This is a genomic window from Nocardia sp. NPDC056952 (assembly GCF_042674185.1).
Taxonomy (GTDB): Bacteria; Actinomycetota; Actinomycetes; order Mycobacteriales; family Mycobacteriaceae; genus Nocardia.
Window position 1 is genome coordinate 1 of record NZ_JBHURA010000003.1, and the last position, 22,290, is coordinate 22,290.

At 68.3% G+C, this 22,290-nt stretch carries 21 protein-coding genes and 1 rRNA gene; 19 read left to right on the forward strand and 3 right to left on the reverse strand.

What is annotated here, in order from left to right:
* Window positions 1-91: ribosomal RNA gene (gene rrf, locus ACFTS5_RS11670) — 5S ribosomal RNA — on the forward strand; the annotation flags it as partial.
* Between the two features lie 1,721 nt (window positions 92-1,812).
* Window positions 1,813-2,838, forward strand: a complete 1,026-nt coding sequence (locus ACFTS5_RS11675) for a hypothetical protein (RefSeq protein ID WP_378631419.1) — start codon at window positions 1,813-1,815, stop codon at window positions 2,836-2,838.
* Between the two features lie 64 nt (window positions 2,839-2,902).
* On the opposite strand, the gene ACFTS5_RS11680 is transcribed toward ACFTS5_RS11675, so the two are convergent.
* A complete protein-coding gene (locus ACFTS5_RS11680; RefSeq protein WP_378630055.1) occupies window positions 2,903-3,112 on the reverse strand; it encodes a hypothetical protein in 210 nt (69 codons plus the stop codon).
* Window positions 3,113-3,251: 139 nt separating this feature from the next.
* Between ACFTS5_RS11680 and ACFTS5_RS11685 the strand changes: the two genes are divergently transcribed.
* From ACFTS5_RS11685 to recN, 5 genes are read left to right on the forward strand one after another with little or no spacing between them, the layout of a single operon-like run.
* Complete coding sequence (locus ACFTS5_RS11685; RefSeq protein ID WP_378630056.1) at window positions 3,252-4,145, forward strand: HAD-IIA family hydrolase; 894 nt, start codon at window positions 3,252-3,254, stop codon at window positions 4,143-4,145.
* Window positions 4,146-4,158: 13 nt separating this feature from the next.
* On the forward strand, window positions 4,159-4,443 hold the full coding sequence (locus tag ACFTS5_RS11690; RefSeq protein ID WP_378630059.1) for a hypothetical protein: 285 nt from the start codon (window positions 4,159-4,161) through the stop codon (window positions 4,441-4,443).
* Window position 4,444: 1 nt separating this feature from the next.
* A complete protein-coding gene (locus ACFTS5_RS11695; protein WP_378630061.1) occupies window positions 4,445-5,266 on the forward strand; it encodes a TlyA family RNA methyltransferase in 822 nt (273 codons plus the stop codon).
* Entirely contained in the window at window positions 5,263-6,192 is a 930-nt protein-coding gene (locus tag ACFTS5_RS11700) for an NAD kinase (protein ID WP_378630063.1), read from the forward strand. The genes ACFTS5_RS11695 and ACFTS5_RS11700 overlap by 4 nt, the downstream gene beginning before the upstream one ends.
* The gene (gene recN, locus ACFTS5_RS11705; RefSeq protein ID WP_378630064.1) at window positions 6,192-7,961 is read left to right on the forward strand and encodes a DNA repair protein RecN; all 1,770 of its coding nucleotides are present in this window, start codon (window positions 6,192-6,194) and stop codon (window positions 7,959-7,961) included. The genes ACFTS5_RS11700 and recN overlap by 1 nt, the downstream gene beginning before the upstream one ends.
* A 329-nt stretch (window positions 7,962-8,290) precedes the next feature.
* Here the strand turns inward: recN and ACFTS5_RS11710 are convergent, their stop codons facing one another.
* Entirely contained in the window at window positions 8,291-8,710 is a 420-nt protein-coding gene (locus ACFTS5_RS11710; RefSeq protein ID WP_378630066.1) for an SRPBCC family protein, read from the reverse strand.
* A gap of 115 nt (window positions 8,711-8,825) precedes the next feature.
* On the opposite strand from ACFTS5_RS11710, the gene steA reads away from it, so the two are divergent.
* From steA to ACFTS5_RS11770, 12 genes are all read left to right on the forward strand, one after another.
* Entirely contained in the window at window positions 8,826-10,025 is a 1,200-nt protein-coding gene (steA, locus tag ACFTS5_RS11715; RefSeq protein ID WP_378630067.1) for a putative cytokinetic ring protein SteA, read from the forward strand.
* Window positions 10,022-10,963 carry a copper transporter gene (locus tag ACFTS5_RS11720; RefSeq protein ID WP_378631421.1) on the forward strand — a complete coding sequence of 314 codons (942 nt, stop codon included), beginning with the start codon at window positions 10,022-10,024 and terminating at the stop codon, window positions 10,961-10,963. The genes steA and ACFTS5_RS11720 overlap by 4 nt, the downstream gene beginning before the upstream one ends.
* A gap of 203 nt (window positions 10,964-11,166) precedes the next feature.
* Window positions 11,167-12,891: a CTP synthase gene (locus ACFTS5_RS11725; protein WP_378630070.1), complete on the forward strand. Its 1,725-nt coding sequence runs from the start codon at window positions 11,167-11,169 to the stop codon at window positions 12,889-12,891.
* Window positions 12,892-12,912: 21 nt separating this feature from the next.
* Window positions 12,913-13,572: an NUDIX domain-containing protein gene (locus ACFTS5_RS11730; RefSeq protein ID WP_378630072.1), complete on the forward strand. Its 660-nt coding sequence runs from the start codon at window positions 12,913-12,915 to the stop codon at window positions 13,570-13,572.
* Between the two features lie 38 nt (window positions 13,573-13,610).
* The gene (gene xerD, locus ACFTS5_RS11735; RefSeq protein WP_378630075.1) at window positions 13,611-14,543 is read left to right on the forward strand and encodes a site-specific tyrosine recombinase XerD; all 933 of its coding nucleotides are present in this window, start codon (window positions 13,611-13,613) and stop codon (window positions 14,541-14,543) included.
* 250 nt (window positions 14,544-14,793) lie between these two features.
* Window positions 14,794-15,627: a ParA family protein gene (locus ACFTS5_RS11740; protein WP_101463778.1), complete on the forward strand. Its 834-nt coding sequence runs from the start codon at window positions 14,794-14,796 to the stop codon at window positions 15,625-15,627.
* Entirely contained in the window at window positions 15,627-16,508 is an 882-nt protein-coding gene (locus ACFTS5_RS11745) for a segregation and condensation protein A (RefSeq protein WP_378631422.1), read from the forward strand. Before ACFTS5_RS11740 ends, ACFTS5_RS11745 begins: the two co-directional genes overlap by 1 nt.
* Window positions 16,509-16,578: 70 nt before the next feature.
* Window positions 16,579-17,235, forward strand: a complete 657-nt coding sequence (gene scpB, locus ACFTS5_RS11750; protein WP_101463266.1) for an SMC-Scp complex subunit ScpB — start codon at window positions 16,579-16,581, stop codon at window positions 17,233-17,235.
* 8 nt (window positions 17,236-17,243) lie between these two features.
* On the forward strand, window positions 17,244-18,659 hold the full coding sequence (locus ACFTS5_RS11755; RefSeq protein ID WP_378630077.1) for a pseudouridine synthase: 1,416 nt from the start codon (window positions 17,244-17,246) through the stop codon (window positions 18,657-18,659).
* A 38-nt stretch (window positions 18,660-18,697) separates the two neighbouring features.
* The gene (gene cmk / locus ACFTS5_RS11760; protein ID WP_378631424.1) at window positions 18,698-19,402 is read left to right on the forward strand and encodes a (d)CMP kinase; all 705 of its coding nucleotides are present in this window, start codon (window positions 18,698-18,700) and stop codon (window positions 19,400-19,402) included.
* Complete coding sequence (gene der, locus ACFTS5_RS11765; RefSeq protein ID WP_378630079.1) at window positions 19,399-20,814, forward strand: ribosome biogenesis GTPase Der; 1,416 nt, start codon at window positions 19,399-19,401, stop codon at window positions 20,812-20,814. Before cmk ends, der begins: the two co-directional genes overlap by 4 nt.
* 329 nt (window positions 20,815-21,143) lie before the next feature.
* A complete protein-coding gene (locus tag ACFTS5_RS11770) occupies window positions 21,144-21,419 on the forward strand; it encodes a YggT family protein (protein ID WP_378630081.1) in 276 nt (91 codons plus the stop codon).
* 22 nt (window positions 21,420-21,441) lie between these two features.
* On the opposite strand, the gene ACFTS5_RS11775 is transcribed toward ACFTS5_RS11770, so the two are convergent.
* Window positions 21,442-22,290 (reverse strand): helix-turn-helix transcriptional regulator, encoded by an 849-nt coding sequence (locus tag ACFTS5_RS11775; RefSeq protein ID WP_378630082.1) that lies wholly within the window; start codon window positions 22,288-22,290, stop codon window positions 21,442-21,444.

A 22,290-nucleotide genomic window follows, 5' to 3' on the forward strand; every position in this document is an offset into this window, starting at 1 on the left:
GCCCGGTCCCATTCCGAACCCGGAAGCTAAGGCCACCTGCGCCGATGGTACTGCACTCGACAGGGTGTGGGAGAGTAGGACACTGCCGGAACATCCTTCGCGATAGGGGACCCTTATTTGGGTCCCCTATCGGCGTTTGTGGACTCGATACGAGTTCGGTACGCCAGGCGGACGATGCCCCGTCCTTCGTCCGTGGTTGAATTCTTAGTGGCGGGGTCATTGACAACACTCCCCGCAGGTCGGGGAACCTAGAGAGGGATCGCCGTGTCGGAACACAACGACGGACGGAAGCCTTTCCGCCGGGACGGAGACGCCCCCGGTTTCGGCCGGCGAGGCGAACCGACCGATCGCCCCCGCGGCGGACACGGTGACAATCGCGGCTCGGGCCGTGGCGAAGGCGGCGGATTCCGCCGCGACGACGCAGGCCGAGGCAGCAGCGCAGGTCGTGGTGGCTCTGACCGTGGCAGCTCCGACCGGGGTGGATTCCGTCGCAACGACGACAATCGCGGCTCCGGTCGTCCCGAAGGCCAGCGCGGCGGCTACAACCGCGACGACCGCGGCAGCAGCTCCGACCGTGGTGGATTCAAGCGCAGCGACAGTGGCGACCGCGGTGGCTACCAGCGCCGCGATGACGCCGGTCGCGGTGGCTCCGGCGACCGTGGTGGTTACCGTGGCAACGACGATCGCCCCCGTGGTGGTTCGGATCGTGGCGGTTCCGCTGATCGTGGTGGCTACCAGCGCCGCGACGACAACAAGAGCGGTTACCCGAAGCGCGATGATGCTGGTCGCGGTGGTTACCAGCGCCGTGACGACAATGATCGTGGCGGCTACCAGAAGCGTGACGACAACGATCGCGGCGGGTTCAAGCGCAGCGACAGTGGCGACCGCGGCGGCTACCAGCGCCGTGACGACGCCGGTCGCGGTGGCTCCGGTGACCGTGGTGGTTTCAAGCGCAATGAGGGCGGAAGTGACCGTCCCACAGGTGGTTTCGACCGCGGCGGCGACCGTGGCGGATACCGCGGCAACAATGACGATCGCCCCCGCGGCGGTTCGGGTGGCGGTTTCCGTCGTAACGAAGGCGACGACCGTTCGCGTGGCAGCTCCGATCGCGGCAGTGACCGTGGCGGCAGCTCCGATCGTGGTGGCTTCCGTCGCAGCGAAGGCGGCAGTGACCGTCCGGGTGGTGGCTTCCGTCGTAACGACAGCGATGACCGTTCGCGTGGTGGCTCCGATCGCGGTGGCTACCAGAAGCGTGACGACAAGGGTGGTTACCCGCGTCGTGACGACAGCGGCAAGGGCGGCTACCAGCGGCGCGACGACAACGATCGTGGGCCCAGGCGCGACGACGACCGCGGTCGTGGCGGCTTCAAGCGTGACGCGCGCTCCGGTGGCAGCCAGGGCAAGTTCGTCGGCGAGGACGGCAAGCCGCTCGACGGCACCTACCGCGAGAAGCGTCGTGAGCGCGACAGTGACGTGCTCGGCGTTGTCTCGGCATCGGCTGCCTCCGATATCGACGAGTCGATCACCGAGGACGACAGCACGGCCTCGGCCGGCGCGTCGGGCGGCACCTCCGCGACGGCGAGCGACAAGCCCGCAACCGACGAGTCGGCAGCGTCCACTGAGCAGTCCGAAGACAACGCGGGCTCGGCCACGGCGCGTGTAACCGAGACCGACGACAAGGCGACCACGATCGACACCGGTGAAGGTGACCGTCCTCGTGACGCCGACGAGTCCGAGAGCGACAGCTCGCGGGTCGACTCGGATCTCGACAGCCGGTCCGGTGCCGCCGCTCGCGGCTCGGACAGTGGCGATCTGAATGACGTCGCCCGCGATGATTCCGACCTCGACGAGAGCCCACGCGGCGCCGATCGTGACAGTGTTGCCCGAAGTGCGTCGGATCGCGACGACCGTTCGCATGGGGCCGACCGTGACGACCGTTCCCGCGGTTCGGATCGCGGCGATCGGGCCGGCGGTGACGCCGATCGTGGCGAGCGGCGTGGATTCGCGGATCGCGGTGCCCGTTCGGACCGTGACGACCGTGCGCGCAGTGGCTCGGCGTCCGGCGGTCCGTCGCGGTCGGGTGACTTCGGCGATGACCGCCGTCGCGGCGGTGAAGGCGCTCGGACGACGGGTGGGCGGCCGGACGATCGCCGTGCGGCTCGTCCCGAAGAGCCCGATCTGCCCGAGGACGTGCAGGCATCCGATCTGGACCCGGCCGTGCGCCGCGACCTGCTGAGCTTGGACAAGAACAACGCCGATTCGGTGGCCCGGCACATGGTGATGGCCGTCGAGCTGCTCGAGGACGACCCGCGCCTGGCGCTGGCACACGCTCGGGCCGCACGGCAGCGTGCGGGCCGCATCGCGGTGGTGCGTGAGACCGCCGGTGTGGTGGCCTACCACGCCGAGGAATGGGCGGAGGCGCTGTCGGAGCTGCGCACCGCACGACGCATGTCCGGTGGCGCCGGGCTGCTCGCGGTGATGGCGGACTGCGAGCGCGGTCTCGGCAGGCCGGAACGGGCCATCGAGCTCGGTCGCAGCGAGGAAGCACAGACGCTCACCGGTGACGAAGCCGCCGAGCTGCGGATCGTTGTGGCAGGCGCCCGGATGGATCTGGGTCAGTTCGACCAGGCCGTCGTGACGCTGCAAGCCTCCGATCTGGACCCGTCACGCACGGGCTCCGCCGCCGCGCGTCTGTTCTACGCCTACGCCGACGCGCTGGTGGCGGCGGGCCGCACCGATGACGGCCTGCAGTGGTTCCTCAACGCCGCCGCCGCCGACCTCGACGACGAAACCGACGCCGAGGAGCGGGCAACCGAACTCACCGGCGACGCACAGTAGAACCACAAGGCCGCAGGCCGGGAACGCAGACAGGTTTCCCGGCCTGCGGCCTTTTCGCATGTCATCAGAGGATGATGTCGGCCGGCGCCGCCGGATCGGGCGTGGCGCAGATGTGCTCGGTCCGCTCGAGCAGTGGACCGGCCTCCTGCGATGCGGGCAATCGAGCACGCTGTGTGAGCAGGGGAGCTACTTCGGTCGGCAACCGGCCCGGTTTCCCTGTTGCGTCGGTGAGCGCCCGCGACGCGCTGGGCGAGACGTCCGCAACTGGGGACATCGCGCACGAACACGTGGCACATGCTCGATCATGAAGGGTGCGAGCGCTATTCGACAGCCGAGGGGGACCGAAGCTGTCGGTGCCTTCGCCTAGGGTCGCAGAGGTGTCCGACCCGGCAGAGACGACGAAGTGAGGGTGGATGGACCGGCTACGCGATCGATACGAGGCATTGCTGCTCGACCTGGACGGAACGCTGTACCGCGGACCCGACGTCATCGAAGGTGCGCCCAAAGCGCTTGTCCCGGATGGTGATTCGGCGCAGCGGCTCGTGTACGTCACCAATAATGCCGCGCGTGGCCCCGGTGCCGTGGCGCACCACCTGGACGAACTCGGCTACCCGGCCACCGCGAACGATGTGGTGACCAGTGCGCAAGCCGCCGCCCGCATGCTGTCCGAACGGCTGAGCCCCGGCGACAAGGTGCTGGTCGTCGGCACCGACGATCTGGCCGCCGAGGTGAAAGCCGTCGGTCTCGAGCCCATCCGCCGGTTCGGCGAGACCCCGCCGGCGGCGGTCGTCCAAGGTCACTCGCCGGCGACCGCGTGGCCAGACCTCGCCGAAGCCGCCTACGCCCTGCGCGCCGACGCGTTGTGGATCGCAGCCAACGCCGACCGCACCCTGCCCAACGAGCGCGGCCTAGCTCCCGGCAACGGCTCGATGGTCGCCGCCCTGGCCACCGCCTCCGATCGTGAGCCCCTGGTCGCGGGTAAGCCTTACGCGCCGCTGATGGAAGACGCGATCGAGCGAGCGGGCACCCGCCGTGCCCTGGTCGTCGGCGACCGCCTCGACACCGATATCGAGGGGGCCAACGGCCTCGGCCTCGACTCGCTGCTGGTGTTGACCGGAGTCAGCACCCTCGACGAGGTGATCAACGCACCCGCCGCCCGGATCCCTACCTATATCGCCGCCACGCTCGACGCCCTCAACGACGCCGCACTGGCAGAAGCGGCCGCACCGGCGGACATCGCGGAACTGTTGCGACAGTATCCCGGCCGGGCGGTACGGGTGCGCGCGGGCGATTCGGAAATCCGATAGCGTTGACGCCACGATGAGTACTGCGAGTTCACCGCCGAACGGCGCGTCACAGCCACCCCGGCCCGGGATCCCCGTGCCGGGTGCTCACCTGCCCGGCCCGCCGGCGCAGCAGGAACCGGCCGATCCGCGCCGGATCAAGACCGAGGTCGACGCACTACTCGCCGAACTCGGTCCGCGTCCTGTCGTAGGCCCGGCGGAGAACACCGAGGCCGGTGCCGATATCACCCGCCGTGCGCGCATCCTCGAGCAGGCGCACGACGTACTGGTGGACGCGCTGGCGACAGTGGACAAGATCTGAGGTGGCCAGACGAGCGCGGGTGGACGCCGAACTGGTTCGCCGCGGGTTGGCGCGATCGCGAGAACACGCGGTCGAGCTGATCAGCGCGGGCCGCGTCCTGATTGCCGGAACCGTCGCCGTGAAGCCGGCGACGGCCGTGGAGACGGGAACCCCGCTGATCGTGCGGGAAGAACCCGACGAGGTGTCGTGGGCCTCGCGGGGCGCGCACAAACTGCTCGGCGCGCTCGAGGCGTTCGAACCCGAGGGGCTCGGCCTCGCGGGTAAGCGGTGCCTGGACGCGGGTGCGTCGACCGGTGGGTTCACCGATGTGCTGCTGAACAAGGGCGCGCGCGAGGTGGTCGCGGTCGACGTGGGCTACGGCCAGCTGATCTGGCGGCTGCAGAACGACGACCGGGTCCGCGTGTTCGACCGCACCAACGTGCGCAACATCACACCCGAATCCATCAGTGGCACAGTCGAAATCGTTGTCGGTGACCTGTCCTTCATCTCGCTCGGGCTCGTCCTCCCGGCACTGGCGGCCTGCGCTGCCGACGGCGCCGATCTGCTGCCGATGGTGAAGCCGCAGTTCGAGGTCGGCAAAGACCGGGTCGGTTCGGGCGGTGTGGTGCGTGATCCGGCGCTGCGAACCGAAGTGGTGTGTGATGTGGCGACCGCCGCCGCGGCGCTCGGGCTGCGCACCCTGGGTGTGGTCGCCAGCCCGCTGCCCGGTCCGTCGGGCAATGTCGAGTACTTCCTGTGGTTGCGCAAGGTCGGCCCGTTCGACTACGACGCCGAACAGGTGCGGGCGCTGGTCGCGCAGGCTGTCGAGGAGGGTCCGCAGTGAGTACGCATGCCGGCGGCAGGGAGATCCTGCTCGTCGCCCATCCCGGTCGCGCGGAGATCATCGAGACCGCGCACCGGGTGGCGAAGATCTTCGCCGAAGCGGGCATCTGCCTGCGGGTACTGGCAGACGAGGCCGACAGCACCCGGTTCGAAGACGAAGCCGGATATCCGGTGCGGGTGGTGCCGCACAGCCCGTCCGCGGCCCAGGGCTGTGAGATGGTGCTCGCCCTCGGCGGCGACGGCACGTTCTTGCGCGCGGCCGAACTCGGCAGGCCCGCGGGTGTGCCCGTGCTCGGAATCAACCTGGGCCGCATCGGTTTTCTCACCGAAGCCGAGGCCGAGAACCTCGACGAGGCGCTCTCGCAGGTGGTCGATCGCGACTACCAGGTGGAAAACCGGATGACCATCGACGTCACGGTGCGCGTGGACGACACGATCGTCGAACGCGGCTGGGCGCTCAACGAGGCCAGCCTCGAGAACGCCCAGCGGATGGGTGTTCTGGAAGTGGTGCTCGAAGTGGACGGGCGGCCGGTCTCGGCGTTCGGCTGCGACGGCATCCTCATCTCCACGCCCACCGGGTCGACCGCCTACGCGTTCTCGGCGGGTGGACCGGTGGTGTGGCCCGAACTGGAGGCGATGCTGGTGATTCCGAGCAACGCGCACGCGTTGTTCGCGCGGCCATTGGTGACCAGCCCGGAGTCGCTGATCGCGGTGGAGACCGTGGCGACCGGACACGATGCGATCGTTTTCCTCGACGGCAGGCGCACTCTCGCGTTGCCGCGTGGCGGCCGCGCCGAAGTGGTGCGCGGCGAACGTCCGGTGCGCTGGGTGCGGCTGGATTCGGCACCCTTCGCCGACCGGATGGTGCGAAAGTTCCAACTGCCGGTCACCGGCTGGCGGGGCAGACAGCGAACGGAAGAGCACTGATGCTGACGGAGATCAGGATTGACGGACTCGGTGTCATCTCGACGGCCACCGCGCAGTTCCATGCCGGTCTGACCGTGCTCACCGGCGAGACCGGTGCGGGCAAGACCATGGTGGTCACCAGCCTGCACCTGCTCAGCGGTGCGCGCGCCGACGCCGGACGGGTACGCCTGGGTGCGGCGAAGGCCGTGGTGGAGGGCCGTTTCGTCGTCGACGACGTGAACGACGCGGCTCGCACGGCGGTCGGAGAGGTGCTGGAATCGGCGGGTGCCGAGGCCGACGAGGACGGCAGCGTGATCGCGGTCCGCACCGTCAACAGCGACGGACGCTCGCGCGCGCACCTCGGTGGGCGCGGGGTGCCCGCCGCGGTGCTCGGTGAGTTCACCTCCCGGCTGCTGACCGTGCACGGCCAGAACGATCAATTGCGGTTGCAGCGGCCGGAGCAGCAACTGTCGGCACTGGACCAGTTCGCCGGCGACGGCGTAGCCGGTCTGCTGCGCAAGTACCAGGTGCATCGGCGGTCCTGGCTGGACGCGCGGACCGAACTGCTCGAACGCACCGCGCGCAGTCGGGAACTGGCGCTGGAAGCCGACCGGCTCAAGCATTCGCTCACCGAGATCGACGGCATCGCGCCCGAACCCGGTGAGGACACCCGCCTGGTCGCCGAGATCCGCAGACTCAGCGACCTCGATTCCCTGCGTGAGGCGGGCGTCGCCGCGCACGAGTCACTCTCGGGCCCGACCGACGCGCCGGCCGACGGTGGCGGCGTGCTCGATCTGCTCGGTGGCGCCCGCGCCCGCCTGGATTCCGCCGACGACCCGGCCCTGGCCGCGCTGGCTCCGCGGCTCGGCGAGGCGATCGCGGTGGTGGTCGACGTGACCACCGAACTCAGCAGCTATCTGTCGGAATTGCCGTCCGATCCCAGCGCACTGGACACGATGCTCAACCGTCAGGCCGAGCTCAAGTCGCTGACCCGCAAATACGCACCCGACATCGACGGTGTGATCGCGTGGGCCGACGAGTCGCGCTCGCGCCTGGACTCGCTCGATGTGTCCGAGGACGCGCTGGCCAAGCTGGCCGGTGAGGTCGAAACGGCAGCGGGCAAAGTGCGCGAGGCGGCACGCAAACTCAGTGCCGCGCGTGCCAAGTCGGCGGGCAAGCTGGCGAGCGCGGTGAGCACCGAACTCAGTGGGCTGGCGATGGGGAAGGCGCGCTTGGAAGTCCAGGTCCGCCCGCTGCAGGCCAGTGCCCAGGATTCCGCGCCGTTGGAGATCGACGGTGCGCTGTTGCACGCCGGTTCGAACGGTTGTGACGAAGTGGAATTCCGGCTCTCGGCGCATTCGGGAGCCCAGTCGCTGCCGCTCAGCAAGAGTGCGTCCGGCGGCGAGCTCTCGCGAGTGATGCTGGCCCTGGAAGTAGTGCTCGCAGGATCCGATCACGGCGCGACCATGGTGTTCGACGAGGTCGACGCGGGTGTCGGCGGCCGGGCCGCGGTGGAGATCGGCAAGCGCCTGGCGCGGCTGGCCCGCACCCATCAGGTCATCGTCGTGACCCACCTGCCCCAGGTGGCGGCTTTCGCCGACACCCACCTGGTGGTGAACAAGTCCGACGACGGAAAAGGGAAGGTGGACAGCGGCGTTCGCGCGCTGACCGACGAAGAACGAGTGGTGGAACTGGCCCGTATGCTCGCAGGCCTCGACGACACGGAGACCGGCCGCGCCCACGCGGAAGAACTCCTCGAAACCGCCCGAGCCGAGCGCTTACCCGCCTGAAGCGAGCACTACCCCCAAAACGGTCGGTCACCACACCCGAAGTCGACCGACCGCACTTTCAACCGCCCCGCACACCCGGCCCGTCCCCGTCTTCAACATCCCACCCAACCCAGCCACCCGTACTCCCGACCCCTAGGGAGGGACGGCCACGAAGTGGCCGGTCCGCGGCCGGCCCGCCGGTCAGGGCCGGGGCGTAGGCGACGAAGGAGCAAGCCCCGGCGCCTGACCGGCGGGCCAATCAGGGCCGCGGACACGCGCGCGCCAGCGCGCCAAAAATACAGCCAGTGCCTCCAGGACTACCGATCACCGAGTCCCGCGCCCCACCAACCTCAGCGCAGTGCTTTACGCACCCCGCCGATCAGCTGATTGGTCAGCTGACGCAACCCGAACTCCAGTGCAGGCGCAGGCACCGGCAGCGACGGCTCCGACTCCATCGTGTAGACCACCCGAGTACCGCCCTCACTCGTATCGGCGAAGGTGATGGTGCCGACGTGGCGCTTGACCGGGGCGCCCTTGACGATCTTGTATTCCATCCGCTCACCGGGGGTCAGCGCGGTGATCTCCTCGGTGACGCCGACCTTGCCGAAACCCAGCAGGTGCTGAGCGCCGACGCCGGTGGCCGGATCGCCTGCTTTGACGAGCTTGACCTGGATCGGCAGGTACGGGCTGACGGCCTCACGCTCGGTGAAGAGGCGGTAGACGATGTCGCGAGGTGCGTCGAAGACCGTTTCGACGGTGCTACGTGGCATGGATGTGTCTCCTGTCCGAAATGTCTGTGACCCGGAGCATACGGGTAGTCGTCACCCGTGCTCCGACCGGCGCGCCTCCACCAAAGGTTGAGGGTTTGGCTTCATCATCGGCCTCATGAAGATGCCGGCGCTGTTGTCACGGAACACGGAAACGCTGCCCGGTGTCGCCGGGATCGCCCGGGTGGATCGCGATACCGGACGACTGCTGAGGCGGGTGGGTCCCGGGGACGTCGTCGTCCTCGACGAGACCGACCTGGACCGCCACACCGCCGATCGGCTGGTCGAGGCGGGGGTGCTCGCGGTGATCAACACCTCGCCATCGATTTCCGGGCGGTATCCCAATCTGGGGCCAGAGGTGTTGGTGGCCAACGGGATCGTGCTGATGGACACGGTGTCCTCCGACGCGTTCGGCAGGATCAAGGACGGGTCGAAGGTCCGCATCGACGGCGGCATCGTCTACGCCGACAGGCTCACCAAGAAGGAACCCGAGGTCCTGGTCGAGGGCATCGAGTTCGACGAGTCGGCCATCGCGGACCGGATGATCGAGGCGCGCAACGGCCTCGCCGATCACCTCGACGCGTTCGCGGGGAACACGACCGAATTCGTGCGTACCGAGAGCGCGCTGCTGATCGATGGTGTCGGCGTGCCCGATATCGAGCTGGACATGCGTAATCGGCACGTGGTCGTCATCGCCGACGGTTCGGGCCATCTCGCGGAATTACAGCGGCTCAAGCCGTTCATCAAGGAGTACGCGCCGATTCTGATCGGTGTGGGCAGTGGCGCCGATACCTTGCGCAAGCTCAAGTACACGCCCGACCTGATCGTCGGTGATCCCGACGAGATCAGCACGGAGACGTTGAAATCCGGCGCCGAGATGATCCTGCCCGCCGATACCGACGGCCATGCCAAGGGCCTCGAGCGCATCCAGGACCTGGGTATCGGCGCCACGACGTTCCCGTCGTCGGGTTCGCCGACCGATCTCGCGTTGATGCTGGCCGACCATCACGGCGCGTCGCTGATCGTGCTGGCGGGCGCGCCCGCTTCGCTCGAGGACTTCTTCGACCGTGGCCGGCGTGACAGCAATCCGGCCACCTTCCTGACCCGATTGAAGGTCGGCGCGAAGCTGGTCGACGCGAACGCGGTGTCGACCCTGTACCGGCATCGTTCCGCGGGCGCCGCGGTGGCGCTGGTGGTGCTGGCCGCCCTGGTGGCGATCGTGGTGGTGATCTTGGCCTCGCACAACGGTTCCGAGGTGCTGGACTGGGCGATCGAGTACTGGAACAGCTTCGTCCTGTGGGTGCGTGGTCTGCTGTGATCTCGCTGCGTCAACACGCCATCTCGATCGCGGCGATCTTCCTCGCGCTCGCGGTCGGCGTGGTGCTCGGGTCACACACCCTCGCGGGCAACATGATCTCGGGCCTCCGGTCGGACAAAACCGATCTGAACACCCAGGTAGACGAACTGACCGCGCAGAACGCGCAGCTCACCGCCCGCCTCGAGTCCGCCGACCGGTTCATCGCGGGCTCGGCGGCCCGCATCCTGAACGGCACCCTGGCCGATCGCACCGTCGTCGTCCTCACCACCCCCGACGCCGACCCCGCCGACATCGACGGCGTGAGTGACTCCCTGCGCACCGCGGGCGCCACCGTGACCGGCCGCATCGCTTTGACCGAGTCCTTCGTCGACGCGGGGGAGGGCGACCGCATGCGCTCCGCCCTGACCAATATCGTCCCCGCGGGCGCCCAGCTGAACACCGGCGCCGTAGACCAGGGCAGCCTCGCAGGTGACCTCCTCGGCCTGGCCCTGCTCCAAGACCCGGTGACCAACCATCCCCGCAGCACCCCCGAGGAACTGTCCCTGATCCTCGAAACCCTCCGGGGCGGCGACTTCCTCACCTACACCGACCCGCCGACGAGACCCGCGCAACTTGCCGTGGTCATCACCGGCAACGGTGTCGAACCCGACACCGGCGAGGGCGCGACTATCGCCCGCTTCACCGCCGCCCTGCGAGCCCGAGCCGCGGGCACTGTCCTCGCGGGCCGCCAAGGTGCCGCCGAGGGCAACGCCGCGATAGCCACCGTCCGAGCCCAGGCCCCCCTCGCGACAACAGTCACCACCGTCGACAACATCGATCGCGAAACAGGCCGAGTGACAACGACACTCGCCCTGACCGAACAGCTGACCGGCGGCGCGGGCCGCTACGGAACAGGCCCGACAGCGACGTCGCTGACTCTGGTAGCCATGCCCCGCTGAGTGAGAACCTCACCACCTCGCCGAGGCACGATCTCGCGACCCGCGTACCGGCGTAACAACTGATCACGCAAGAACATGGGTAACCCACCGGGTACGCCCAGGCGTCGATCAGCGCCTCTCCGCAGGCCCGCGAACCCAACACGCCGCCCGCAAACGACCGGCAAAATACGCGGAGAGACGGACTAGCGGTACAGTGGTGGTCCGTGGGTCATCAACGGAATCAGGCTAAAAGTGCCACCAAGCACATCTTCGTGAGCGGTGGCGTCGCCTCCTCATTGGGTAAGGGTCTCACCGCCTCCAGCCTCGGTCAGCTCCTGACCGCGCGCGGTATGCGGGTGACGATGCAGAAGCTCGACCCGTATCTCAATGTCGATCCGGGCACCATGAACCCGTTCCAGCACGGCGAGGTGTTCGTCACCGAAGACGGTGCCGAGACCGACCTGGACGTGGGTCATTACGAGCGTTTCCTCGATCGCGATCTGACGATGGACGCGAACGTGACCACCGGCCAGATCTATTCGACGGTGATCGCCAAGGAACGCCGCGGTGAGTATCTGGGCGATACGGTGCAGGTCATTCCGCATATCACCGACGAGATCAAGAGCCGCATCCTGGCGATGCAGGGCCCCGATCTCGAGGGGCACGTGCCGGATGTGGTGATCACCGAGATCGGTGGCACCGTCGGTGACATCGAGTCGCAGCCGTTCCTCGAGGCGGCCCGCCAGATCCGTCACGATGTGGGTCGCGACAACGTGTTCTTCCTACATGTGTCGCTGGTGCCGTATCTGGCGCCCTCGGGTGAGCTCAAGACCAAGCCGACGCAGCACTCGGTGGCCGCGCTGCGCAATATCGGTATCCAGCCCGACGCGCTGATCCTGCGGTGCGACCGCGAGGTCCCGCAGGGTCTTAAGAACAAGATCGCGCTGATGTGCGACGTCGATGTGGAGGCGTGCATCTCCACGCCGGACGCGCCGTCGATCTACGACATCCCCAAGGTGCTGCACAGCGAGGGCCTCGATGCCTATGTGGTGCGCAAGCTGGGGCTGCCGTTCCGTGATGTGGACTGGGCGGTGTGGGGCGATCTGCTCGATCGCGTGCACTCTCCGCGTGAGACCGTCGAGGTGGCGCTGGTCGGCAAGTACGTCGATCTGCCCGATGCCTACCTGTCAGTGACCGAGGCGCTGCGCGCGGGCGGTTTCGCCCATCGCGCCAAGGTGAACATCCGCTGGGTGCCGTCGGACGAGTGCGAGACCGAGGTCGGCGCGCAGGCGGCGCTGCGTGACGTCGACGCGGTGCTGATCCCCGGTGGGTTCGGCATCCGCGGTATCGAGGGCAAACTCGGCGCGATCGGCTACGCCCGCCGTCGCGGTATCCCGCTGCTCGGCCTGTGCCTCGGTTTGCAGTGCGTGGTCATCGAGGCGGCGCGTTCGGTCGGTATCGCCGACGCGAACTCGGCCGAATTCGAGCCCGACACCAAGAATCCGGTCATCTCGACCATGGCCGACCAGGAAGACGTTGTCGCCGGTGAAGCCGATCTGGGCGGCACCATGCGACTGGGCGCCTACCCCGCGACGTTGAAGAAGGGCTCGGTCGTCGCGCAGGCGTACGGCACCGAGAACGTGTCCGAGCGGCACCGGCACCGGTTCGAGGTGAACAACTCCTACCGCGACGCCATCGCCAAGAGCGGGCTCGTCTTCTCCGGCACCTCGCCCGACGGGCACCTGGTGGAGTTCGTCGAGTACCCGGCTTCGGTGCATCCGTTCTTCGTCGCCACCCAGGCGCATCCGGAGCTCAAGAGCCGTCCCACCCGGCCGCATCCGCTGTTCGCGGCGCTGATCAACGCCGCGTTGAAATACAAACTGGCCGAACGCCTTCCCGTAGACTTCCCGGAGGAAGAGCTCGCGGAGCAGGCCACCGCGGAAGCCTAGGAAGATCGGCGATAGGAACGCATGAGCGAGCCCGGTAGTCACGACTTCGAGACGGTGTCGAGCCGGGTGCTCTACAGCGGCGCGATCCTGGCCCTGCGCCAGGATCAGGTCAGGATGCCGGACGGGCGGGTCGCCGAGCGTGAGGTGATCGAGCATCACGGTGCTGTCGCGGTGCTCGCGCTCGACGACGACGGCAACGTGGTGCTGATCCGCCAGTACCGGCATCCGATCGGCACCAGGCTGCTGGAGCTGCCCGCCGGGCTGCTCGACATCGACGGCGAGGACCCGCTCACCGCGGCCAAGCGTGAGCTGGCCGAGGAGACGGGCCTCGCCGCCGCGCAGTGGTCGGTGCTGGTGGATGTGGCGTTGTCGCCGGGCTTCACCGACGAGGCGCTGCGCGTGTTCTTCGCGACCGGTCTCAGTGCCACCGACCGGCCCGATCCCGAGCACGAGGAAGCCGACCTCGAGCTGGTGCGGATGCCCCTCGCCGAGGCGGTGCGAGCCGCGCTGGCGGGGGAGATCGTGAACGCGACCGCGGTCGCCGGGGTGCTCGCCTATGCCGCGGCCGAGGCGAGCGGGGTGCCGTTGCGCGCACCCGACGCACCGTGGCCCGGTCAGCCGACCACGTTCCTGCGGCGTAAAGCCGCTGAGGCGCAGTCGACGCACGGCAACCACGCGTGAGTACCGCAGCGGTCGGCGGGGACTAGACGGGCGAGGGCGTGCTCGAACGGGAGATAGCCGCCTACCTCGACCATCTCGCGGTCGAGCGCGGAGCCGCGCGCAACACCCTCGGCGCCTACCGCCGCGACCTCGCCCGGTACCGGAGTTTCTTGACCGGGCGCGGTGTCGAATCGCTGGGTGCGGTGGCCCAGGGCGATGTCGCCGAATTCACCATGGCGTTGCGCGCCGGCGGCGCCGATCATCCCGCGCTGGCCGCGGGTTCGGTGGCGCGGGCGTTGATCGCGGTCCGTGGACTGCACCGGTTCGCCGCCGCCGAGGGCCTCACCGACACCGATGTGGCGCACGCGGTGAAACCACCCGCGCCGGGTCGCCGGCTGCCCAAAGCACTGCCCTACGACCAGGTTCTGCGGCTTCTCGAATCGGCGGGTGGCGAACCGGACGGTGCCGACGGCGGCCCGCGCGGACTGCGTGACCGGGCACTGCTGGAGCTGCTCTACTCCACGGGCGCGCGTATTTCGGAGATGGTGGGACTCGACGTCGACGACATCGACGCCGAGCAACGCTGTGTGGTGCTGCACGGCAAGGGCGGAAAGCAGCGCCTCGTCCCGATCGGCCGTCCGGCACTCGCGGCCGTCGACGCGTACCTGGTGCGCGGCCGACCCGCTCTCGCCGCGAGCGGAAAGGGTTCCGGCGGAGCTCTTTTCCTCAACGCCCGCGGCGGCAGACTGTCGCGGCAGAGCGCGTGGCAGGTCTTGCAGACCGCCGCCGAACGCGCCGGAATCGGGGCGACGGTCTCGCCGCACACCCTGCGTCACTCCTTCGCGACCCATCTGCTCGACGGCGGCGCCGATGTGCGGGTGGTGCAGGAACTGCTCGGCCACGCCTCGGTGACCACGACCCAGATCTACACGCTCGTGACGGTGAGCACCCTGCGTGAAGTGTGGGCCACGGCCCATCCCCGTGCGACGTGAACCGGCACCTCCGATACCCGCTGAGCAGGTATCGTGCGAACACGCCCGGCGTTGCCATGCCGCACCTCACCGGTCCGAGCGGTAGCGTCTACCCAGAGTTGGACCGTACGAAAGCGAGCCGGTCCCGGATCGGCCTCGCTACCCTCGACAGGGGTTACCGGCAAGGAAAACGTATAAGGAGCAGCGGATCGTGACGACAGCGGAAACACCGTGGGACGGTGGACCGGAACAGGTCGCCGAGGCCGTCGAGATGGGCCCGACAGGGCGCCCGCTGCGACTGGTACCCGATCCACCCCAGGTCCAGCGACACGGCGACGCACTCGTCGTCGCCATGTGCAACCAGAAGGGCGGGGTCGGAAAGACCACCTCGACCATCAATCTCGGTGCGGCACTGGCCGAGTACGGTCGCCGGGTGCTGCTCGTCGATCTCGACCCCCAGGGTGCGCTCTCGGCCGGGCTCGGGGTGGCACACCACGATCTCGAACTCACCGTGCACGACCTGCTGATCGGCGGCAAGGCCAAGGTCGACGACGTGCTGCAGACCACCAAGGTCGACGGCATGGACCTGTTACCCAGCAACATCGACCTCTCCGCCGCCGAGATCCAGCTGGTGAACGAGGTCGGCCGCGAACAGTCGCTCGGCCGCGCCCTGCACAGCGTGCGCGATCGCTACGACTACATCCTCATCGACTGCCAGCCCTCGCTCGGCCTGCTCACGGTCAACGCGCTGGCCTGCTCCGACGGTGTGATCATTCCGATGGAATGCGAATACTTCTCGCTGCGCGGGCTCGCGTTGCTCAACGACACCGTCGAGAAGGTGCGCGACCGTCTCAATCCGCGACTGAGCCTCTACGGCATCGTGGTCACCATGTTCGATGCGCGCCTGCTGCATTCGCGTCAGGTGATGTCGCGGGTGGTCGAGGTGTTCGGTGACCTGGTCTACGACACCGCCATCTCACGCACCGTGCGCTTCCCCGACGCCAGCGTCGCCGGGGAGCCGATCACCACCTGGTCGCCGAAATCGGGCGGCGCCGAGTCGTATCGAGCGATGGCCCGTGAAGTCATCCACCGGTCTGGCCGGTGATCGGAGCTACACCTGCGGTGCAAGCAGTACCCGAAGACGCGGTGCCGGCCGCGGACAAATCCGGATTCCATCTGCGGCTCACCAATTTCGAGGGGCCGTTCGATCTGCTGCTGACGTTGATCAGCTCGCGCAAACTCGATGTCACCGAAGTCGCGCTGCACCAGGTCACCGACGAATTCATCGCCTACACCAAGGCCCTGACCGCCGAGCTGGCCGAGAACACCAAGCTGCGCGCGGACAAGATTCTCGATCAGACCACCGAATTCCTCGTCGTCGCCGCCACTTTGCTCGACCTCAAGGCCGCCCGGCTGCTGCCCTCGGGTGAGATGACCGACGCCGACGATCTCGAACTCCTCGACGCGCGCGACCTGCTGTTCGCGCGATTGCTGCAATATCGCGCGTTCAAGCAGGTGGCCGAACTGCTCGCCGAGCTGGAAGCCGCGGCCCTGCGCCGGTATCCGCGGTCGGTGGCGCTCGAGGAACAGTTCGAAGGACTGCTGCCCGAGGTCACTCTCGGGGTGGACATCGCCGCGTTCGCCGAGATCGCGGCGGCGGCCTTCCGGCCACGTCCGGTCGCCGAGGTCGGGCTCGGGCATCTGCACATGCACACCATCTCGGTCGCCGAGCAGGCCGAGGTGGTGCTGGCCATGTTGAAGGAACGCGGGCCGGGCGGCTGGACGACCTTCGCCGAATTGGTGGTCGACTGCACAGTCCCGGTGGAAATCGTGGCGCGGTTCCTGGCGTTGCTGGAGCTGTACCGCGGTAAGACCATCGCCTTCGACCAACCCGATCCGCTCGGGCCGTTGGCTGTCAGCTGGCTCGGCGAGCTCGACCCTGATGCGGAAGCAGTGGCATTGACCTTCGAGGAGGATTACGGATGAGCGCGTCAGGCCCGGAGGCGGCAGCGCAGTGTGACCACGCAGGGCCCGCGATCATCCGAGGAGGCAGAGCATGACGGAAGCAGTGGCGGAATTCACCTCCGAGCCACTCGACGACCTCGAACTGCGGTCCGCGCTGGAGGCGATGCTGCTCGTTGTCGACGCCCCGGCACCGACAGAACAGCTGGCAGCGGCCTTGGACGACACCAGCGAGCGCGTCGAAACCGTGCTGCGCGCGATGTCGGCGGAACTGAGTGCGCGGGGCAGCGGCATCGACCTGCGTTTCGTCGGTGACGGATGGCGCTTCTATACTCGACAGGAGTACGCGCCCTATGTCGAGCGGGTACTGCTCGACGGGGCCCGGACGAAGCTGACCCGGGCCGCCTTGGAAACCTTGGCGGTAGTGGCCTATCGCCAGCCGGTGACCCGCATGCGGGTCAGCGCGGTCCGAGGGGTGAACGTCGACGGAGTGATGCGCACGCTGCTGGCCAGAGGCTTGATCGCGGAAGCGGGTCAGGACCCCGAAACCAACGGCACGCTGTACCGCACCACCGAGTTGTTCCTCGAACGGATCGGGCTCGCCTCTCTCGGCGACCTGCCACTGCTGGCGCCGCTGCTTCCCGGCGTCGATCTGATCGACGAGATCAGCGAGAGCCTGGAAACCGATCCCCGGTTCACCAGGCTGAAAAAACCCGCCGAGTCCGACATGGATCTCGGCACCGACGATTGACAGGACAGATGAATAATTCCGCTCGCCGAGATGGCACACCGGATCGAAGAAGTCGCAGCGACCAGCCCCGAAGTGGCGCGAACCGAACTGCGGGCAACCGTGGCGAGGGTACGCGCACCGGGCAGGGCGGCTCCCGCGCAGCGGCTCCGGGCCGCCGCGGCACCGGCGCGGGTGGCTTCCAGCGCGGCAATCAGACAGCAGCCCGGTCCGCGGGCAGTTTCCAGCGTGACGCCGAGTCCGGCGGTCGCCGTGGATCCACCGGTGGTGGGTACCAGCGCGATGACCGTCGTGGCGCGTCCACCGGTGGGGACCGTCGCGGCGGTTCGCCCGGTGGCTTCCAGCGTGACGATCGACGCGGCGCCCCGACCGGTCGCGGCGCGTCCGCCGGTGGTTACCAGCGTGACGACCGTCGAGGTGGCCCCGCAGGCGCAGGTCAGCGCGATGACCGTCGCAGCACCGGTGCCTCCAGCGGTGGCGGCTACCCACGTGGTGACGCCGACCGCGGACAGCGTGGAGGCACCGCCGGTCAGCGCAGCGGCGCTTCGGCAGGCACACAAGCCTTCGCGGCTCGCAAGAAGACCACGAAGCCGCAGAAGAAGGTCGTCGCTCCAACGATCCTGAACAACGCCAAGCCCGCGCGGCACCAGCACGCCGACGTCACCGAGGGCCCCAAGAAGCTTCCCTGGGGCGAAGGCGAACGTCTGCAGAAGGTTCTCGCCAAGGCGGGTGTGGCCTCGCGTCGCGCCGCCGAGGAGATGATCGCGGCCGGTCGCGTCGAGGTCGACGGCAAGATCGTGCGTGAGCAGGGTCTGCGCATCGACGCCGAGAACGCGGTCGTGCGCGTCGACGGCACCCGTGTCGTGGTCCGCGACGAACTGGTGCACCTGGTGCTGAACAAGCCGAGGGGCTGGCAGTCCACCATGTCCGACGACCTGGGGCGCCCCTGCGTCGGCGATATCATCGCCGAACGGATCGCCGCTGGTCAGCGCCTGTTCCACGTCGGCCGTCTCGATGCCGACACCGAGGGCTTGCTGCTGGTCACCAATGACGGCGAGATGGCGCATCGACTGATGCACCCCTCGTTCGAAGTTCCCAAGACCTACTTGGCCACCGTCGACGGCGAGGTGAACTACCGCCTGGTCGGCAAGCGCTTGCGCGAAGGCGTCGAGCTCGAGGACGGGCCCGCCAAGGTCGACAAGTTCATGGTGCTCGAGGCCTACCAGGGCCGGTCGCTGGTGAAGCTCGTGTTGCACGAGGGCCGCAAACACATCGTGCGTAGGCTGCTCGACGAGGTCGGCCACCCGGTGATCCGGCTGGTGCGCACCCACCTCGGCCCGGTGGCGCTGGGCGACCAGCGTCCCGGCACGCTGCGGGTGCTCGGCCGCGACGAGATCGGCAAACTCTACGAGGCGGTGCAGCTGTGAACGGTGTGGACTTTCCCCTGGAATTCACCGGCGACCGGATGACCGGTGACGCGACGCTCGTCGTCGCGATGGACGGTCCTTCCGGCACCGGCAAGTCCAGCGTGTCGCGTCGGCTCGCGGCGCGTCTCGGCGCCCGCTACCTCGACACCGGTGCCATGTACCGGGTCGCGACCCTGCGCGTGCTGCGTGCGGGTGTCGAGCTGAACGATTCGGCCGCGATCGCGGAAACCGTTGCGGCACTGCCGCTTTCGATCGGTACCGACCCCAGCCACGAGGTGATCGAACTCGACGGGGAGGACGTCTCGGCGGAGATCCGCGGCGACGCCGTCACCAAGGCCGTCTCCGCTGTTTCCGCGGTGGCGCAGGTGCGCGAGCAGCTCGTCGCCCTGCAACGCGAGATCACGGCGATGGCCGGGCGCATCGTGGTCGAAGGCCGCGATATCGGCACCGTCGTACTCACCGGCGCCGACGCCAAGATCTATCTCACCGCCTCCGCGGAGGCACGCGCCGAGCGGCGCAACGCACAGAACATCCGCGAGGGCCGCGGCGACGATTACGCGGCCGTGCTGGCCGACGTGCAGCGCCGCGACACCCTCGACTCCACCCGCACAGTGTCGCCGTTGCGCCCCGCCGCCGACGCGGTGCTCGTCGACACCAGCGACCTGACGATGGCACAGACCATCGAGGAGCTGTACCGCGTGGTGGCTCAGCAGCTTTCGGCCACGACAGGAGGTCCGCGATGATCGAAGAGATTCTCGTAGGCGACGGAACCTGGACCGACGAGTCCGAATGGGAAGTCCTCGACATCGACGGGGACGGCGAAGGCGAACAGCACGTCGCCATGCCCACGCTGGCCGTGGTCGGACGCCCGAACGTGGGCAAGTCGACCCTGGTCAACCGCATTCTCGGCCGCCGCGAAGCGGTGGTCGAAGACGTTCCCGGTGTCACCCGTGACCGCATTTCGTACGAGGCCAACTGGGCCGGGCGCCGCTTCATGGTGCAGGACACCGGCGGTTGGGAACCCGACGCCAAGGGTCTGCAGCAGCACGTCGCGCGCCAGGCCGAGGTGGCGATGGAAACCGCCGACGCCATCCTGCTCGTCGTCGACGCCACTGTCGGAGCTACCACGACCGACGAGGCCGCGGTGCGCAAGCTGCGCCGCTCCAAGATCCCGGTGATCCTGGTGGCCAACAAGGTCGACGATCAGAAGGTCGAAATCGAGGCGGCCTCGCTGTGGTCGCTGGGTCTGGGCGAACCGCGTATGGTCTCGGCCGCACACGGCCGTGGCACCGGTGACCTCCTCGACGACGTGCTCGGCGCGCTGCCCGAGACCCCGCGCGAAGGCACCGCCGTCGCGGGACCGCGTCGCGTGGCACTGGTCGGCAAGCCGAACGTCGGCAAGTCCAGCCTGCTGAACAAGCTGGCCGGCGACGAGCGTTCGGTGGTCCACGATGTCGCGGGCACCACCGTCGACCCGGTCGACTCGCTGGTCGAACTCGGTGGCAAGACGTGGAAGTTCGTCGACACCGCTGGTCTGCGCCGCAAGGTCTCCAATGCCACCGGCACCGAGTTCTACGCCTCGCTGCGGACGAAGTCGGCGCTGGAAGCCTCCGAGGTCGCGATCATGCTGATCGACGCTTCGGTGCCGATCACCGAACAGGACCTGCGTGTGATCAGCCTGGTCGCCGACTCCGGTCGCGCGCTGGTGCTGGCGTTCAACAAGTGGGACCTGGTCGACGAGGACCGCCGCTACATGCTCGAGCGCGAGATCGATCGCGATCTGGTGCGGGTGCCGTGGGCCCAGCGGGTCAACATCTCGGCCCACACCGGCCGCGCCGTGGCGAAGCTGGTGCCGCAGATGGAAACCGCGCTCGAGTCCTGGGACAAGCGCATCTCCACCGGCCGCCTCAACACCTGGCTCAAGGAAGTCATCGCGGCCACCCCGCCGCCGATGCGTGGCGGCCGTCAGCCCCGCGTCATGTTCGCCACCCAGGCGAGCACCCGCCCGCCGACGTTCGTGCTGTTCACCACCGGGTTCCTCGAGGCAGGCTACCGCCGCTTCCTGGAGCGCCGCCTGCGTGAGGAGTTCGGTTTCGACGGTTCGCCGGTGCGCATTTCGGTGCGTGTGCGCGAGAAGAAGGAACGCAAGAAGTAGTTCGAGTGTCAGACGAGTGAGCCCCGGCGAATATCGCCGGGGCTCTTCGTTTTCAGGCGTCGAGCACGCGGTCGAGCAGATGGTCGACCAATTGTGTTGTGCGCGCGAGCGGCTGGTCACGATCACCATGCCGACGCTGGTACTGCTCGGGTCGGAATCGTTGGTGGTTACCGCTCGGACGCCACCACGCCGCGCCCGCGATCACCACGAAGAACGTGGCCGCGGGCCTGATAATCGACTGAGAACAACCGGGTGGTGGACACCTTGGCAATGTCGGGCACGTTGAGAGCGGTAAGAGGTCCTCTGCGGCCTCCGCGAGGGAGTGCGTCATGAGTCTTGTCGGAACCCTGGTCGGCTACGCGCTGACAGTCTTTCTGGTGCTGCTGATCGCCCGGATGGTGGTGGACTGGATCGATGCGCTCGGCAACGGACCCCAGTGGGCCCGCAAAGCCAGGGAGGTGACCCACGCCGCCACCGAACCGGTGATCGCCCCGGTACGCAAGGTACTCAAGCCGATCCGGATCGGCGACTTCTCCCTGGACCTGGCCTTCACCGCCGTGTTCGTCGCCGTCCTGATCCTGCGAGCGATCGCCTTCAGCCTGTAGTCGAGGTGGCGCTGCCGAGGGGTCAGCGCGCCGGCGAGCTCACGGGCGCGTCCTCGACGGGTAGGCCCGCGAGCAGGGCCAGTGACTGTGCGGAATCAGAACCCGGCTCGGCGTGGTAGACGACAAGCGTCTGGCCCGGCGCGCCGTTGACCGTGAAGGTCTCGTAGGACAAGCCGAGCTCACCGACCAGGGGATGGACGAAACGTTTCTCCCCGGCGGTTTTCGCGCGGACATCGTGCTTGGCCCAGAGGCGGCGGAAATCCTCGCTCTTCAACGACAGTTCGCCCACCAGCTCGGTCAGACGTGGGTCGTCGAGATCGGTGCCCGTGCCTGCCCGCAGACCGGCCACGGTCTCCGCGGCGATTCTCGGCCAATCCGGAAAAACGTTGCGGGCCTCGGGGTCGAGGAACACCATCCTGACCTGATTGACTCCCGGCGCCGAACACGAATTCAGCGCGATGGCCGACGGCGTCGCGGCCAGAACATCCATATACCGGCCGAGTACCAGCGCCGGGGTGTCCGACCAGGTGCGCATCAGGCGCAGCAGGCTCGGCGTGACCCGTTCCGGTCGTCGCGGTGCGCGACTGCGTCGCGGTGCGGGGCGCGCCAATTCCCGCAGGTGCGCGATGCCGTCGTCGTCGAGCGAGAACACCCGGGCCAGCGCCGCCACGATCTGATCGGACGGGTGCTTGTCCCGGCCCTGTTCGAGCCGGATGTAGTAATCGGCGCTCATCCCGGCCAACATGGCCACTTCCTCGCGCCGGAGTCCGGCCACGCGCCGCTGACCGCCACCGGCCATCCCGAACTCTTCGGGGCCCACCTGCTGGCGCCGGGCCCGCAGGAACGCACCGAGACGGTTGTCGGTATCCAT